We start from the raw sequence: 13489 nt of genomic DNA, 5'->3' as shown, positions 1-13489 counted from the left end.
AACGGGTTTCAAGCCGAAATGTCGATGACGCCGCAGTCGCCGGCTTCGGAGCCGAAGGCGAGCAGCTTGCCGTTTTTGCTCCAGCTCATCGCCGTGATCGCGCCCTTACCAGGTCGGCGCAGCAGTGCTTCCTTGCTGTCGGCGATGCGCACGGCCAAGATCATGCCGTCGATGAAGCCGATGGCGAGGATATCCTCGAGCGGATGGAATTTCACCGCGGTCGCCATGATATTGGCGCGAGTGCCGAGCTCCAGCGGCGCCTTGCCCATCGGCCCGTCCTTGCCCTGGAAGGGCCAGACGATTGCCGCAGGCGCGCCTGAAGACGCGAGCCACTTGCCCTTGACCGACCAGGAGAGCGATTTCACCTTGGAGGGGTAGCCGGTCATGCGCATGTGGCGGGCTTCGGTGCCGGGCTTGATGTCTAGCTTCCAGCCGTGCAGTGCGTTTTCCTGCATCGAGGTGACGAGGAAATTACCATCCGGCGAGAAGCTGACGCCGGTATGCGCACCCTTCCATTCCAGATCGACCGGCTTGGCGTTCATGCCGATCCAGTGCAGCGACACGCCGTTGTAGCGCGCCGCCGCGATGCGCAGGCCTTTCGGAGCAAAGGCAAGGCCTTCGACCGTGCGCTCCTCGGGGAATTCCTTGGTCGTGCCATCGGCAAGGCGCACGAGCGCACTCTTGCCGTAGGAATAGGCAACGGCACCCTGCGGGCCGGCTGCGACCTGCGAAATCCACTTGCGCGGCGCGGTCGCGATTTCGCTGACGCTGCCGTCGGCGGCGATGCGCAGCACCTTGCCGTCCTCGCCGCCCGAGATCAGGCTCTCGCTGTAGGGGTCGCGGATGGCGGTGAGCATGCCCTGGTGGGCTTCGGAAACCCTGTCGCCGCCATCCAGACGGTGGAATGTACCGTTTGCGCTTGCGAAGAAGGGAACATCACCTAAAAATTCGACGGCCAGAACGTGGCCGTCGAGATCAAGCGGTGCAACTGTCGGCATCAGGCGGCTGCTCCGCAGGCCTTGAAGGAGGCTTCGAGCTTCTCGCGGTCGAGTTCGCGGCCGATGAAGACGAGACGGCTCTCGTGCTTTTCGCCTTCCTTCCAGGGCCGCTGGTGATCACCCTCGATGATCATGTGCACGCCCTGAACGACGTAACGCTCGGGATCGTCCTTGAAGGCGATGATGCCCTTGAGACGCAGAATATTCGGCCCCTGCGTCTGGGTGATCTTCTGGATCCACGGGAAGAAGCGCTCCGGATTCATCTCGCCGCCGCGCAGCGACACCGACTGCACCGTCACATCGTGAATCGCCGACATCGCGCCATGGTGGTGATGGTCATGGTCATGGTTATGATGGTGGTGGTCGTGATCGCAATCGGGGCCGCAGACATGGTCGTCATGGCCCTGCTCAAGGAAATGCGGATCGTTTTCGAGCGCGCGCTCCAGGTTGAAGGCGCCCTGATCGAGCTCGCGAGCGAGATCGACGCCGGAGCGGCTGGTCTTGTAGACGCGGGCAGCCGGGTTGATGGCGCGGACGATATCCTCGATCACATCAAGTTCTTCCGGGGTCACGAGGTCGCTCTTGTTGATGATGACGACATCGGCGAAGGCGATCTGGTCCTCGGCCTCGCGGCTGTCCTTCAGGCGCAGCGGCAGGTGTTTGGCATCGACGAGGGCGACGATGGCGTCGAGCTCGGTCTTGGCGCGCACGTCGTCATCCATGAAGAAGGTCTGGGCGACCGGCACCGGATCGGCAAGGCCTGTCGTTTCGACGATGATGCCGTCGAAGCGGCCGGGACGGCGCATCAGGCCTTCGACGACGCGGATCAGGTCGCCGCGCACCGTACAACAGACGCAGCCATTGTTCATCTCGTAGATTTCTTCGTCCGAYTCGACGATCAGGTCGTTGTCGATGCCGATTTCGCCGAATTCATTGACGATGACCGCATATTTCTTGCCGTGATTTTCAGAGAGAATGCGGTTGAGCAACGTCGTCTTGCCGGCGCCGAGATAACCGGTGAGCACGGTAACGGGAATAGGCTTGAGGGTGGAGATCGCGTCGGTCATGAGAACCTCTAGGATTAGGCGTGCGGCCGAGCGGCTTGGGATCGGCTGCTTGAACGGTTGGTCTCATATAATGGCTTGAGCGTGGCAGTTCAAAGGGTTTTATAATGTTATAAGATCACATCGTTTGCGCGGCGCAGATGTGCCATATTTACCGCAGCTGAGTGACGTCAAATGCATCGACATCCTCCAGCAGTTCCACCAGTCCCTTGACCGCATGGGTAATCAGCGCCTCACCCTTTTGCGCCGTCGCAGCTGCGGCGTTGCCTGCCACGCCTTCGGCATTAAGGTCCGACATCTTCCAGCCGAAGGCGTGCGGCCCGTAGGCGCGCAGATGCTTGAAACGCTCGGCGAATTCCGTCTGTCGCGAGGAGAAGTCTGCCGCCTTCGCCATATCAACCTTATCGGGATGAAGTGCCAGCATAACCGAGGTCTCGATATCGCCGCCATGGATGCCGATCGCCTTTTCCTCCGACGTGACCACGCCATCCGGCACGCCGAAACGGGTCCAGCTCGTCGCCACCGCCAGCATGGCAAAGCGAACCCGCGCCTCGGTCGCAACGACTGATATGACGGGCGAATTGCCGCCATGGGCGTTCAGCATCACGAATTTGCGGATGCCCTGCTTCGCCAGGCCTTCGGCGATGCCGAGCCAGCGGTTTACCGCTTCGTCGAAGGCAAGCGTCTTCGTTCCTTCAACATCCATGTGCTCTATGGAATAGCCGATGGATTCGGCGGGCAGGAAGGTGACCGGCAGGCCGGCGGGCAAACCTATCTTCAATCGCCCGGCGATGCCTTCGGCAATCAGAGTGTCGGTTTCGAAGGGCAGGTGAGGGCCGTGCTGTTCATGGGCGCCGAGCGGCAACACGGCGATCAGATGGCGCCCGTCAGGTGCAAAGGCCGGACTGCTGTCCTCGAAGCGCGGCGAAGGTGTCATCATCCGGTCGTTGCCTCTTGTTTATGACGAGATCCTGGGCAATGTCATATCGCAGCGGCGTCGGGGCTTAAAGATCAAAGGGATGGCTATGGGAAAGAAGCACAAGGACGGCAAAAAGAACAAGTCCAAGAAGAAGGACCAGACCGAGTATACGCTCGTCGATCTCTCTCCGGCTCTGACCCAGGCGGCGCGTTCCATGCGGACGGTGCTCTCGCGCAACCTGCTTGAAAGCGGCCTCTATGCCGGCCAGGATGGTGTCATCCTCTCGCTTGCCGAAAGTGACGGCATGACGGCAGGCGGCCTCGCCCAGAAGCTCGGCGTCAAGGCGCCGACGATGACCCGCACGATCGGCCGCATGGAGGCGCAGGGCTTTCTCGAGCGCAAGCCCGATGCCGAGGATGCACGCCTGACCAAGGTCTATCTCACCGACCTCGGCCGTGGCAGCGTGCAGGGGATCGAGATGGCGGCTTCGGCCTGCGACATGCTGGCGACGCAGGAGTTCTCCGAGAAGGAAATCCGCAATCTCGTCCGCCTGCTGAAGGCGATCGATGCCAATCTGCAGGCCGAAGCCATTCCTATCGAAGAACCGGACGAAGACTGAAATTTCCCCGAAAGACGAATTGCTTCCGCCGATTAAATCTTTTAATTAAACATTTTAAGGGCCGCGCCGGTTTGACGGCGGGGTCTTGTCGCTTGCGTGCTGCCTGGAGGAGGACACGTGGTCCAGAAGATCAAGCTTTCGACGATCGCCGAAACGCTCGGCATTTCAACGGCGACCGTATCGCTTGCCTTACGCGACAGTCCGCTCGTCGCCGGCAATACCCGGGAGAAGATCAAGGAACAGGCCCGCGCGCTCGGCTATATCTACAATCGCCGTGCCGCCAGCCTTCGCACTTCGCGCTCCGGCATCATCGGCGTCGTCGTGCACGACATCATGAACCCCTTCTATGGCGAGATCCTGAAGGCGATCGAAAGCGAGCTCGACCGCAGCCGCCACACCTTCATCCTTTCCAACCACTACGACAATGTCGAAAAGCAGCGCACCTTCATCGAGACACTGCTGCAGCTCGGCGGCGACGGCGTCATCATGTCGCCGGCGATCGGTACGCCGCCTGAGGACGTGCAGCTGGCAGAAGACAACGGCATGCCGGCGATCCTGGTCGCCCGCTCGATGGAAGGGCAGGACCTGCCGACCTATCGCGGCGACGACAGCTACGGCATCTCGCTTGCCACCAACCACCTGATCGGCCTCGGTCATCGCTCGATCGCCATGATCGGCGGTACGGACCAGACATCCACCGGCCGCGATCGCTACCAGGGTTATGTCAACTCGCTGCGCAAGGCCGGCATCGAGGTCGATCCGAACCTGCGCATTCCCGGACCGCGCTCGAAACAGGGCGGTTTCGAGGCCGCGGTGCATTTCCTTTCGCTACCGCAGAAGCCGACCGCAGCCGTCTGCTGGAACGATCTCGTGGCGATCGGCCTGATGAACGGCATTGCACGCGCCGGTCTGGTGCCGGGACGCGATATTTCCGTCACCGGTTACGACGATCTCGAGGAGGCCTCGATCGCTACGCCTGCGCTAACGACCGTCTGGAACGGGCAGGCCGAGGTCGGGCGCCTGGCCGCCCGGGCGCTGCTCGATCGCCTTGCCGGCAGCCATGAGCCTGATGGCATGCATCTGATCAAGCCGGAAATGCGCATTCGCCAGTCCACCAGTCCCCATCGGCCCCGCGCCTGAACCACGACCGCCATCCAATAGGAAAAGCCATGTCCCGCATCGCCATTCTCGTTCCTGGGAAGATACACGAGCGTGTTCTCGAAAGGCTGAAGGATCGTTTTGAGATTATTGCCGTCGCACGCGAGGAGAAGCTTGCGCTTGACAGCGAGACCGCCGGCCACATCCGCGGCGTCGCCGTTTCCGGTTCCTTCCCGGGCGCCTGGATGGAGCAGCTGCCGCATGTCGAAGTGATCGCCAATTTCGGTGTCGGCTATGACGGCGTCGATGTGAAACACGCCGCCGAAAAAGGCATCGTCGTCACCAATACGCCTGATGTGCTGAACGATGAGGTCGCCGATACGGCGATCGGCCTGCTGCTGAACACGGTGCGCGAGCTGCCGCGGGCCGAAGCCTGGCTGCGTGCCGGCAACTGGAAGCCGGGCACGGCCTATCCGCTGTCGCGCTTCTCGCTCAAGGGTCGCCATGTCGGGCTTTATGGCCTTGGCCGCATCGGACTCGAAATCGCCAAGCGGCTGGAGCCGTTCAAGGTGAAGATCAGTTATCACACACGTTCACGCCATGCCGATGTGTCCTACGATTATCACCCGACGTTGAAGGGGCTGGTGGAAGCGGTGGATACGCTGATCGCCATCGTTCCGAAGACGCCGCAGACGCACAAGACGATCGATGCCGATATTCTGGCAGCACTCGGCCCAAACGGCATTCTCGTCAATGTCGGCCGCGGTTGGACGGTGGACGAGGAGGCGCTGAGTGCCGCGCTTGCTTCCGGCGCGCTCGGTGCTGCCGGTCTGGACGTCTTCTATGAAGAGCCCACGGTGCCGGCCGAGCTGTTTGAGCCGACCAATGCCGTGCTGCTGCCGCACGTCGCCTCCGCGTCCGTGCCGACACGCAATGCGATGGCCGATCTCGTCGCCGACAATCTCATCGCCTGGTTCGAGAAGGGTGCGGCGCTGACGCCGGTGCCGGAGACGCCGCAGAAGGCTTAGGTGCGTCGGATAGAACTTGATTCATGCGATATGCTTCAGGTCTTTGATGCCGATACCGGCTCTGTCAATCGACTGTTGTCGTTGGACGATATGTTGCTCGGCACGATCCCTTCGGTTACATTCTCGCCGATTTTTACAACTTATGTTCGCAACCTTCCGTACGGCTTGGAGCCGCGTCGACAGGCTAGCCGAAGAAAAGGAATTGACGGCATGTCGGAGCCAAGTGCGTCGAACACGACGACCCTCGAGACCGGCCAGGGTCTGATGCTGGCGATTTCGACCGGCAGTCTGCCGGCGGTCGTGACGGTTATTCTTCCGCCTGAGAAAGCCGGCGAGGTCAGCGAGCTTGCAGAGCGGTACCGGCTGGCAACGGCGGAGCCGCATACTTTGATTACCTTCGGCCAGGAGGCCATCGGCGGTTTCGGCGCCAAGCTCGATGCCATCCTTTCGCAGATTACCAATGCGCAGTCGCCGGTGCTGTTCGAATTGTTCCGGACGATCCGGGACGGCATCAACGACGCCGATCTCAAAGGGCTCGAGGCAAGTATCCGGGAAAAGCTGAAGGGCAGTTTCCTGGAGCGCCTGCTGATCGCTGTCGGCCTTGGTGACCCGGCCAAACGCCTGAAGACGGTGACGGACGAGGTTCGCGGCATGCTGCAAAGCAAGGCCAAGTCCCTCGGTGATCTCGTCAAGCCGATGGAGGTGCAGATCGAGGAGGAGAGTGGCAAGCTTATCCTCGAGGTGTCACGCATGAGCACGCTGGCGCAGGGGTATCGCGATACGATCGTGTCTCTCGGCGTCTTCGTCGAGGCCGGTCGACGTATTCTTGCCGATGCCGGCCACGAACTTGACCGGTTGACCAACGAGGCAGCCTCCGGCGATCCGCTCAAGGTGCAGGAAGCCCGTGATTTCTCGCAGAAGCTCGATATCTTCCAGAACCGGGTCCTCGTTCTCGAAACCGCCTATGCCAAGGCGCCGGCCGATCTCGACTCGATCGGTATTGCCCGAGGTGCGGCGCTTTCGACCCTTGCGGATACGGTAACCTCGGCCAATGCAGAATTCAACGACATCAAGTCGATCCTGATCCGGCTGCACGCACTCTTCCAGATGCAGTCGATCCAGCAGATGAATGCCATGCGGCGCGAACTGCGCGCATCGCTTCAACAATATGGATCCGAGGTGCTCGAGGATGTCTCGGTCACTTCAGTCAAGGGTGCCGGGGAGACCCGGCTTGCCGATGCCGATCTGGTGCTTAGCACCGCGCAGCGGCTGCGTAATATCGCCGACAAGGTGGTCGCCGAAGGCGAGCGAAACAAGGAGCGTTATGCCGCCGCCCGCGTCAAGCTCGAGCAAGCGCGCCAAATCGTGACCGATCGCCCGATCTGAGACTTCAGGAGAAATACAGCGCATGGCAACCTTCAAGCTCAACAAGGGTCAGTCATTTCAGATCCAGAAGGAAATCCAGCTCGTCCATTCGGGACTTGTCTGGGATCCGCCCGAAGGTTCGGGCCCGGCCTTCGATCTCGATGTGCATTGTTTTGCGCTGGTCCATCCCGGCGGCGATGCCAACCGTGCGCGGCTCTACAATGAAGGCTCGCATGCGCTGTGTTATGCTTTCGTGCGCAGTTCCGGCAATCCGGAAGGCTCGCTCATCAAGAACGCCGACGGCTCCTTCCAGACGGATGACGGCTCGATGTGGCACGAACGCGATGACCGGACCGGACGTGGCGGCCTGATAAAAGGGTCAGAACCGGACGATGACGGTGACGAAGACGACCATGGCGGCGGTCACCATGACGAGGGTTTCCGCGAGGAGTTCAAGATCGTGCTGGCGAAGCTGCCGGGGGAGGTCTCGGAGCTTGCCGTCTGGGCGACGATCCATGATGCCGAGCGCAAGAGACAGGATTTCGGCAAGGTCAAGAACGCCTATATCGAAGTTTGCGATGCGATGGACGACGAGCTCTGCCGCTATCAGCTTACGGCCGAGTTTGCCGGCAAGACGACGATACAGGTGGCTTCCTTTCTGAAACAGCCGGATGGATCCTGGCGATTCCATGCCGTCGGCGCGGGATCGAACGCCGGACTTGGCGACATCATTCAAGCCTATTTCGGCTGAGCGGGAGCCTCAATTGACAAGCGGCGAGGCAGATGGACCACCGGAAAAGCAGCCGGGCCGGTTGCCAAAGGTGCTTTTTCCGGAAAGCGCATCGCCTGAGATTGCCGCTCCTTCCCGGCCGCCTGCTGAACCGAGGATCCTGTTTGGTTCGCCGCAAGCCCCGACACTCAAAGGCGACACACCCCGCGTTCTTGCGGCCGGCGAAGTTCGCCGGCGCATTCCCTGCAGCGTGGCGGCGCTTCTGGAGATCGACGCCAACGCTGCGGCATCGCTTGCGTCAATGGCGTTGCGCATCGTTGACGGGACCAATCTCGACGACCATCATTTCGACGACGTCGTGCGCTTCGGCGCCAGCCTCCAGACAGAGCATGGCAGGCTTGCCGAAAGCGAACTCGCCCTTGTCGACAGCGAAGTGTTGGCGCGTGGAAAGCGCCTGAGTGCCGAGCTGCTCCAGCGTCTCGGCGATCTCGACCCTGACCGCGTCTTTGCCGTTCGCGGCGGCGTTCTGAGGGCGATCAAAGTGCTGGCGGCGCCGCGCGAGCCTGCCGCCCTGTATTCGCAGCTTTACCCTGAAGTGCAGGCCTTGGCGAAGGAACTCGATGCGCTTGCTCCCGAGATTGTCGTCATCGCGAAAGAGCTGCGCGCGGTCGGCAAAGGCTATGCGACGCTCGACCGCAATCTGGCGGCCCATATCCTGGCGGGGCGTTTCCTCGTTCATTACGTCAGCGGGCTCCAACTGTCCGATCACGAGCGGCAGGCCCATTACACCTCGCAAGCCGAAGCGATCGAGACGAGGACTGTCAGTCTCGCGGCCACGAAAGCCACGATCGAGGTGAGCACGCGGACGGTTGCTGCCGTTGCACGACACGTCGAGGCATTGGGACACGCTGCAGAAGGCCTGTTGCAGGAGGAGCTGCCGGCGTGGCATGCGGCCTATTCCGCGGCGCTGACGGCGGCGCGAACCGCTCAATCACCAGCGCAGGCCGGCGCCGGAGCGCCGTTGCGCGGCATTCACGCGCGTATTCTAGGAAAACTCAAATCGGAGGGATGACCCATGACGACATTCAAGCTGCACAAGCCCGAGGAAGAAGTTCGCCGCGTCGGCTTCGTCCTTCAGAAACAGGGCATTCACGAGCGCATTCCGGCGCAGGTCGGCCTCAACATCGATGTCTCGGGCTCGATGAGCGACCTTTTCAAATCCGGTGCGGTACAGGCGGCGCTCGAGCGTATTCTTCCCGTCGCTCTCTATTTCGATGATGACGGGCGTATCGATACCTGGGTGTTCTCCAATCAGGAGAAGATGGCATCGCTCGCGCCGGCTACAGCGAAAAATTACGAAGGTTACGTCGAGCGCGAGATCATCAGCAATAATAAGCTGAAAACCGTGCTCTGGGGTGGCACCGATTACGGCCCAGTCATCCGCTCGAACCTGATGACATATGGTTTGATGGAAGAGGAGGCGGCTGGCGGCCTGCTCGGCATGATCTTCGGCATGAGCCGCGATACATTCGGCGAGGAGACACGTTCGGGTGTTCCGGCGATCAACTACTTTCTCACGGATGGCKAGAATGCCGACCGGGATGCGGCCTGGACGTTGCTGCAGAAGGCCGAGCACGCCGAATCGCAGATCTACTACGTCATGGTCGGCGTTGGCGACGAACGCTTCGACTTCCTGCGCAGCGCGGCAGAGCAATTTCCGAATGTCGGCTTCGTCAGCGTCAAGGATCTTGGGGAGTTCGTCGGCAGCGACGATGCCTATGAGAAACTGCTGCCGGCGGAGCTCTGCACCTGGCTCAAGCACGAGCATGATGACGAGGACGACGATCACCATTGATCGACGCGGTTCAACGCCCGGCGGGTCTGGTCGCTCGCCGGCACCGCGCTGTCAGGCAATCGCCTGCGCGGGTCTGATCGGCAGCTTGGCCGCAGCATAGCTGCGGACGGCGTCGCCGAAAGCAGCGAACAGCTGGTTCGAAGACTTGTCGGTTTCAGCCCAATATTCCGGATGCCATTGCACGCCGACGGCGAAAGCCTTGGCGTCGATGACGGAAACGGCCTCCACCGTGCCGTCCTCGGCGATCGCTTCCACCTGCAGGCGTGGGGCGGTTCTGGCAATTGCCTGGCGATGCAGGGAATTCACGCGGATCTCGCCTGGGCCGAGAATGCCTGCGATGCAGGAACCTTCCTTGACGTGGACGGTCTGGCGAATGGCGTACATGCCGTCCCGGTCGACGCCTTCTGGCCGGCGATGGTCCCAGATGCCGGGCTGCTCCTGGATCTCGCTTGCCAGCGAGCCGCCGAGGGCGACATTCAGCTCCTGGATGCCGCGGCAGATGGCGAGCAGCGGGATGGCGCGGTCGATGGCGCGGCGGATGAGCGGCAGGCTGGTGGCGTCGCGGGCGGGGTCGAAGGGGCCGTCCTTGTCATTCGCCTCGGCACCGTAGAGCAAGGGATGAACATTGCTGGCCGAACCGGAGACCAGCAGACCGTCGACGCGGTCGAGGATCGCGTCGGTATCGTAGCCCTCCTCGAAAGCGGGGATGATGAAGGCCATGACACCGGATGCGTTCAATGCGGCGCGCAGATATTGATGCTGCACGGCATGCCAGGTCGCGCCGTCGAAGCTACGGATATCGGCAGGAATGGCAACGATCGGTTTCGTCATATCAGCCCCGGTGAAAATCTTTATTCTCGTCGTTTCTTCCGCCTGAACGGCCGTCAAGTCAACGCTTGGCTGCATTAGGCGGCCAAATTGCGACGGAAGCGGCGCCCTGCCTTTCCGGTTTACCGCTAAGCCGCTGATTCTGATGGATACGTGCGCGTTGCCTTATTGCCGTCTTGATGCCAAAGGCTAATAGACTAAAGCTTGAATCGCGGCTTGCGCCATGCTTAGCTTTGCCCTTGCTGCGGGTAGGGGTGAGATTGGCCGCGCAGTGTCATCTATATGGGAGGTTTTTGATGGATCGTCGTTCGTTTTTCAAGAAGGCGGGAACCGCCAGCGCCGGTGCGGTCGCCGCAACGGCTTTGGCAGCGCCTGCGATCGCGCAGGAGAATCCGAAGATCGCGTGGCGCTTGACATCGTCGTTTCCGAAGAGCTTGGATACGATCTATGGCGGAGCCGAGGATATCGCCAAGCATGTTGCCGCGGCGACAGATGGCAATTTCACGATCCAGCCCTTTGCGGCCGGTGAAATTGTGCCGGGTTTGCAGGCTGTCGATGCCGTTGCCGCCGGTACGGTCGAGGCAGCCCATACCACCTCCTATTATTTCGTCGGCAAGGACCCGACTTACGCCATCGGAACGGCCATTCCGTTCGGGCTGAACAGCCGCCTGACCAATGCCTGGTACTATGAAGGCAACGGCAATAAGCTGATGAACGAATTTTATGCGACGCAGGGCATGTATGCGCTGCCGGCAGGCAATACCGGTGCGCAGATGGGCGGCTGGTTCCGCAAGGAAATCAACACGCTCGATGACCTCAAGGGCGTCAAGATGCGCATTGCCGGTCTCGCCGGCCGCGTCATGGAGAAGGTCGGCGTCATCCCGCAGCAGATCGCCGGCGGCGACATCTATCCGGCGCTGGAAAAAGGCACGATCGATGCGGCGGAATTCGTCGGCCCCTATGACGACCTGAAGCTCGGCTTCCACAAGGTGGCGAAGTACTACTATTATCCGGGCTGGTGGGAAGGTGGCCCGACGGTGCACGGGTTCTTCAATCTCGAAAAATGGAGCAGTCTGCCCAAGCATTATCAGGCAGCGCTGACCGACGCCTGCGCTTTCGCCAACACCAACATGCTGGCGAAGTACGACACGAAGAACCCGACCGCGCTGAAGCAGCTGGTCGCGGAAGGTGCGACGCTGCGCCCGTTCAGTCAGGAGATCATGGAAGCCTGCTTCCAGGCGGCGACGGGCATCTACAGCGAAATTTCGGGCACGAACCAGTATTTCAAGAAGATCTACGACGACCAGACCGCCTTCAAGCGGGATGCCTATCTCTGGATGCAGCTGTCGGAGTACACCTTCGATACGTTCATGATGATCCAGCAGCGGGCCGGGAAGCTTTAAGGCTTTCCGCCGGCAGGCTCGGCGCTTTAGACGAATGCGATACCAGAACCCCGGATTTCCGTCCGGGGTTTTGTTTTTGCTGGACTATTTCGCCGGTGGCGGCGGTGCTCCCGGCAGGCCGTTCGGTGGCGGCAGGGTCAGGCCGGGGATCTGCGGTGAGCTATTGCCACCGCCCAGCGGCGGCAGGCCGAGCTGGCCGCCGAAGCCCGGGACTTCGATCTTGATCGAGTTCGGGTCGACCTKCGGACCKTKRTYSAGCCAATAGGTYACCGAYTGCGGCCAGAAGATCACGATSGCSACSAGGATMAGCTGCATGCCGACCCAGGGGAGGGCGCCCATGTAAATATCCGAGGTCTTGACGTCCTTGCTGGCGATCGAGCGCAGATAGAAGAGCGCGAAGCCGAAGGGCGGATGCATGAAGCTCGTCTGCATGTTGACGCAGATCAGGACGCCGAACCAGATCAGGTCGATGCCGAGACTGGAGGCGACGGGAGCGAGCATCGGGATGACGATGAAGGCGATCTCGAAGAAATCGAGGAAGAAGGCGAGCACGAAGATGAAGATGTTGACGAAGATCAGGAAACCAACCGGGCCGCCGGGAATGCCCGACAGCATGTGCTCGATCCAGCGCGAGCCGTCCATGCCCTGGAAGACCAGGCTGAAACAGGTGGAGCCGATCAGGATCATCACCACCATGGATGTGATGTGCGTGGTCGATGCCATGGCCTCGCGGATCAGCGGCCAGGTGAGGCGGCGATTCATGGCGGCGAGCAGCATGGCGCCGACGACGCCGAGCGCGCCTGCCTCCGTCGGTGTCGCAAGGCCCATGAAGATCGTGCCGAGCACGAGGAAGATCAGCACGATCGAAGGCACCATGCCCATCAGCACCTTCACGAGCAGCGCCCAATTGAAATCGCCACGTACTTCCTTGGGCAGCGGCGGCATCGATTTCGGCCTGATAATCGACATCACCAGGATGAAGAGCACGAAGATCGCCACCTGCAGGATCGAGGGACCGATCGCGCCGAGATACATGTCGCCGACCGACCTTCCGAGCTGATCGGCAAGAACGACGAGCACGAGCGAGGGCGGGATCACCTGAGTAATCGTGCCGGAGGCCGCGATGACGCCGGTGGCAAGGCGCGGATTGTAGCCATAGCGCAGCATGATCGGCAGCGAGATCACCCCCATGGTGATGACGGAAGCGGCCACCGTGCCGGTGATCGCTCCGAGCACGGCACCGACGAGGATGACCGCATAGGCGAGGCCCCCGGGTATGCCACCGAAGAGTTTGCCGGTGCCTTCGAGCAGGTCCTCTGCCAGCCCGCAGCGCTCCAACACCGCGCCCATGAAGGTGAAGAAGGGGATGGCGAGCAGGAGGTCGTTGGAAAGAATACCGAAAAAGCGCAGCGGCAGAGCCTGCAGGAAGACCTCGCCGAAATGGCCGGTGGCGATGCCGACGATGGCGAAAAACAGGCCGACGGCGGCGAGCGAAAAGGCGACCGGAAAGCCGTAGAGCATGAAGATGACCATGCCCAGGAACATGGCCGGAGGAATGATACCGAAATCAAACAAATCCGCT

At 61.3% G+C, this 13489-nt stretch carries 13 protein-coding genes; 8 read left to right on the top strand and 5 right to left on the bottom strand.

All coding sequences use genetic code 11. The annotated features are described in order from the left end of the window. Positions 1 to 8: 8 nt before the first annotated feature. From AC1ECN_RS01200 to AC1ECN_RS01190, 3 genes are all read right to left on the bottom strand, one after another. Positions 9 to 998, bottom strand: a complete 990-nt coding sequence (locus tag AC1ECN_RS01200; protein ID WP_130662254.1) for a WD40 repeat domain-containing protein — start codon at positions 996 to 998, stop codon at positions 9 to 11. Next, a complete protein-coding gene (locus AC1ECN_RS01195; RefSeq protein ID WP_477951926.1) occupies positions 998 to 2065 on the bottom strand; it encodes a CobW family GTP-binding protein in 1068 nt (355 codons plus the stop codon). The genes AC1ECN_RS01200 and AC1ECN_RS01195 overlap by 1 nt, the downstream gene beginning before the upstream one ends. Before the next feature lie 148 nt (positions 2066 to 2213). Then, positions 2214 to 3002: a creatininase family protein gene (locus AC1ECN_RS01190; RefSeq protein ID WP_130662252.1), complete on the bottom strand. Its 789-nt coding sequence runs from the start codon at positions 3000 to 3002 to the stop codon at positions 2214 to 2216. Between the two features lie 85 nt (positions 3003 to 3087). Here AC1ECN_RS01190 and AC1ECN_RS01185 point away from each other — a divergent pair, with 85 nt between their 5' ends. The 7 genes from AC1ECN_RS01185 (at position 3088) to AC1ECN_RS01155 (ending at position 9676) form a co-directional block, all read left to right on the top strand. After that, positions 3088 to 3600, top strand: coding sequence for a MarR family winged helix-turn-helix transcriptional regulator (locus tag AC1ECN_RS01185; RefSeq protein ID WP_024322296.1), 513 nt, complete (start codon positions 3088 to 3090; stop codon positions 3598 to 3600). 117 nt (positions 3601 to 3717) lie between these two features. Further along, complete coding sequence (locus AC1ECN_RS01180; protein ID WP_003542973.1) at positions 3718 to 4740, top strand: LacI family DNA-binding transcriptional regulator; 1023 nt, start codon at positions 3718 to 3720, stop codon at positions 4738 to 4740. Positions 4741 to 4769: 29 nt separating this feature from the next. Continuing rightward, the gene (locus AC1ECN_RS01175) at positions 4770 to 5726 is read left to right on the top strand and encodes a 2-hydroxyacid dehydrogenase (RefSeq protein ID WP_130673111.1); all 957 of its coding nucleotides are present in this window, start codon (positions 4770 to 4772) and stop codon (positions 5724 to 5726) included. A gap of 210 nt (positions 5727 to 5936) precedes the next feature. Then, the gene (locus AC1ECN_RS01170; RefSeq protein ID WP_130673110.1) at positions 5937 to 7112 is read left to right on the top strand and encodes a Toxic anion resistance protein (TelA); all 1176 of its coding nucleotides are present in this window, start codon (positions 5937 to 5939) and stop codon (positions 7110 to 7112) included. A 22-nt stretch (positions 7113 to 7134) separates the two neighbouring features. Then, positions 7135 to 7842 carry a TerD family protein gene (locus AC1ECN_RS01165; RefSeq protein ID WP_024322300.1) on the top strand — a complete coding sequence of 236 codons (708 nt, stop codon included), beginning with the start codon at positions 7135 to 7137 and terminating at the stop codon, positions 7840 to 7842. A gap of 13 nt (positions 7843 to 7855) precedes the next feature. Further along, complete coding sequence (locus AC1ECN_RS01160) at positions 7856 to 8893, top strand: hypothetical protein (RefSeq protein ID WP_130662250.1); 1038 nt, start codon at positions 7856 to 7858, stop codon at positions 8891 to 8893. 3 nt (positions 8894 to 8896) lie between these two features. Beyond that, complete coding sequence (locus AC1ECN_RS01155; RefSeq protein ID WP_477951921.1) at positions 8897 to 9676, top strand: VWA domain-containing protein; 780 nt, start codon at positions 8897 to 8899, stop codon at positions 9674 to 9676. Positions 9677 to 9727: 51 nt separating this feature from the next. Here the strand turns inward: AC1ECN_RS01155 and AC1ECN_RS01150 are convergent, their stop codons facing one another. After that, positions 9728 to 10507: a gamma-glutamyl-gamma-aminobutyrate hydrolase family protein gene (locus tag AC1ECN_RS01150; protein WP_130673109.1), complete on the bottom strand. Its 780-nt coding sequence runs from the start codon at positions 10505 to 10507 to the stop codon at positions 9728 to 9730. Positions 10508 to 10800: 293 nt separating this feature from the next. Here AC1ECN_RS01150 and AC1ECN_RS01145 point away from each other — a divergent pair, with 293 nt between their 5' ends. Continuing rightward, a complete protein-coding gene (locus AC1ECN_RS01145) occupies positions 10801 to 11907 on the top strand; it encodes a TRAP transporter substrate-binding protein (RefSeq protein ID WP_018072760.1) in 1107 nt (368 codons plus the stop codon). Between the two features lie 84 nt (positions 11908 to 11991). Here the strand turns inward: AC1ECN_RS01145 and AC1ECN_RS01140 are convergent, their stop codons facing one another. Continuing rightward, complete coding sequence (locus tag AC1ECN_RS01140) at positions 11992 to 13482, bottom strand: TRAP transporter large permease (protein WP_477951918.1); 1491 nt, start codon at positions 13480 to 13482, stop codon at positions 11992 to 11994. Between the last annotated feature and the right edge of the window lie 7 nt (positions 13483 to 13489).

It is taken from the genome of Rhizobium sp. 01N447_2 (assembly GCF_056399245.1).
This window is presented reverse-complemented; position numbering and strand designations above follow the sequence as displayed.

Coding starts and splice junctions, on each gene's coding strand:
- AC1ECN_RS01200 (WP_130662254.1), bottom strand. CDS start 998: ATGCCGACAGTTGCACCGCTTGATCTCGACGGCCACGTTCTGGCCGTC.
- AC1ECN_RS01170 (WP_130673110.1), top strand. CDS start 5,937: ATGTCGGAGCCAAGTGCGTCGAACACGACGACCCTCGAGACCGGCCAG.
- AC1ECN_RS01145 (WP_018072760.1), top strand. CDS start 10,801: ATGGATCGTCGTTCGTTTTTCAAGAAGGCGGGAACCGCCAGCGCCGGT.
- AC1ECN_RS01165 (WP_024322300.1), top strand. CDS start 7,135: ATGGCAACCTTCAAGCTCAACAAGGGTCAGTCATTTCAGATCCAGAAG.
- AC1ECN_RS01175 (WP_130673111.1), top strand. CDS start 4,770: ATGTCCCGCATCGCCATTCTCGTTCCTGGGAAGATACACGAGCGTGTT.
- AC1ECN_RS01150 (WP_130673109.1), bottom strand. CDS start 10,507: ATGACGAAACCGATCGTTGCCATTCCTGCCGATATCCGTAGCTTCGAC.
- AC1ECN_RS01190 (WP_130662252.1), bottom strand. CDS start 3,002: ATGATGACACCTTCGCCGCGCTTCGAGGACAGCAGTCCGGCCTTTGCA.
- AC1ECN_RS01185 (WP_024322296.1), top strand. CDS start 3,088: ATGGGAAAGAAGCACAAGGACGGCAAAAAGAACAAGTCCAAGAAGAAG.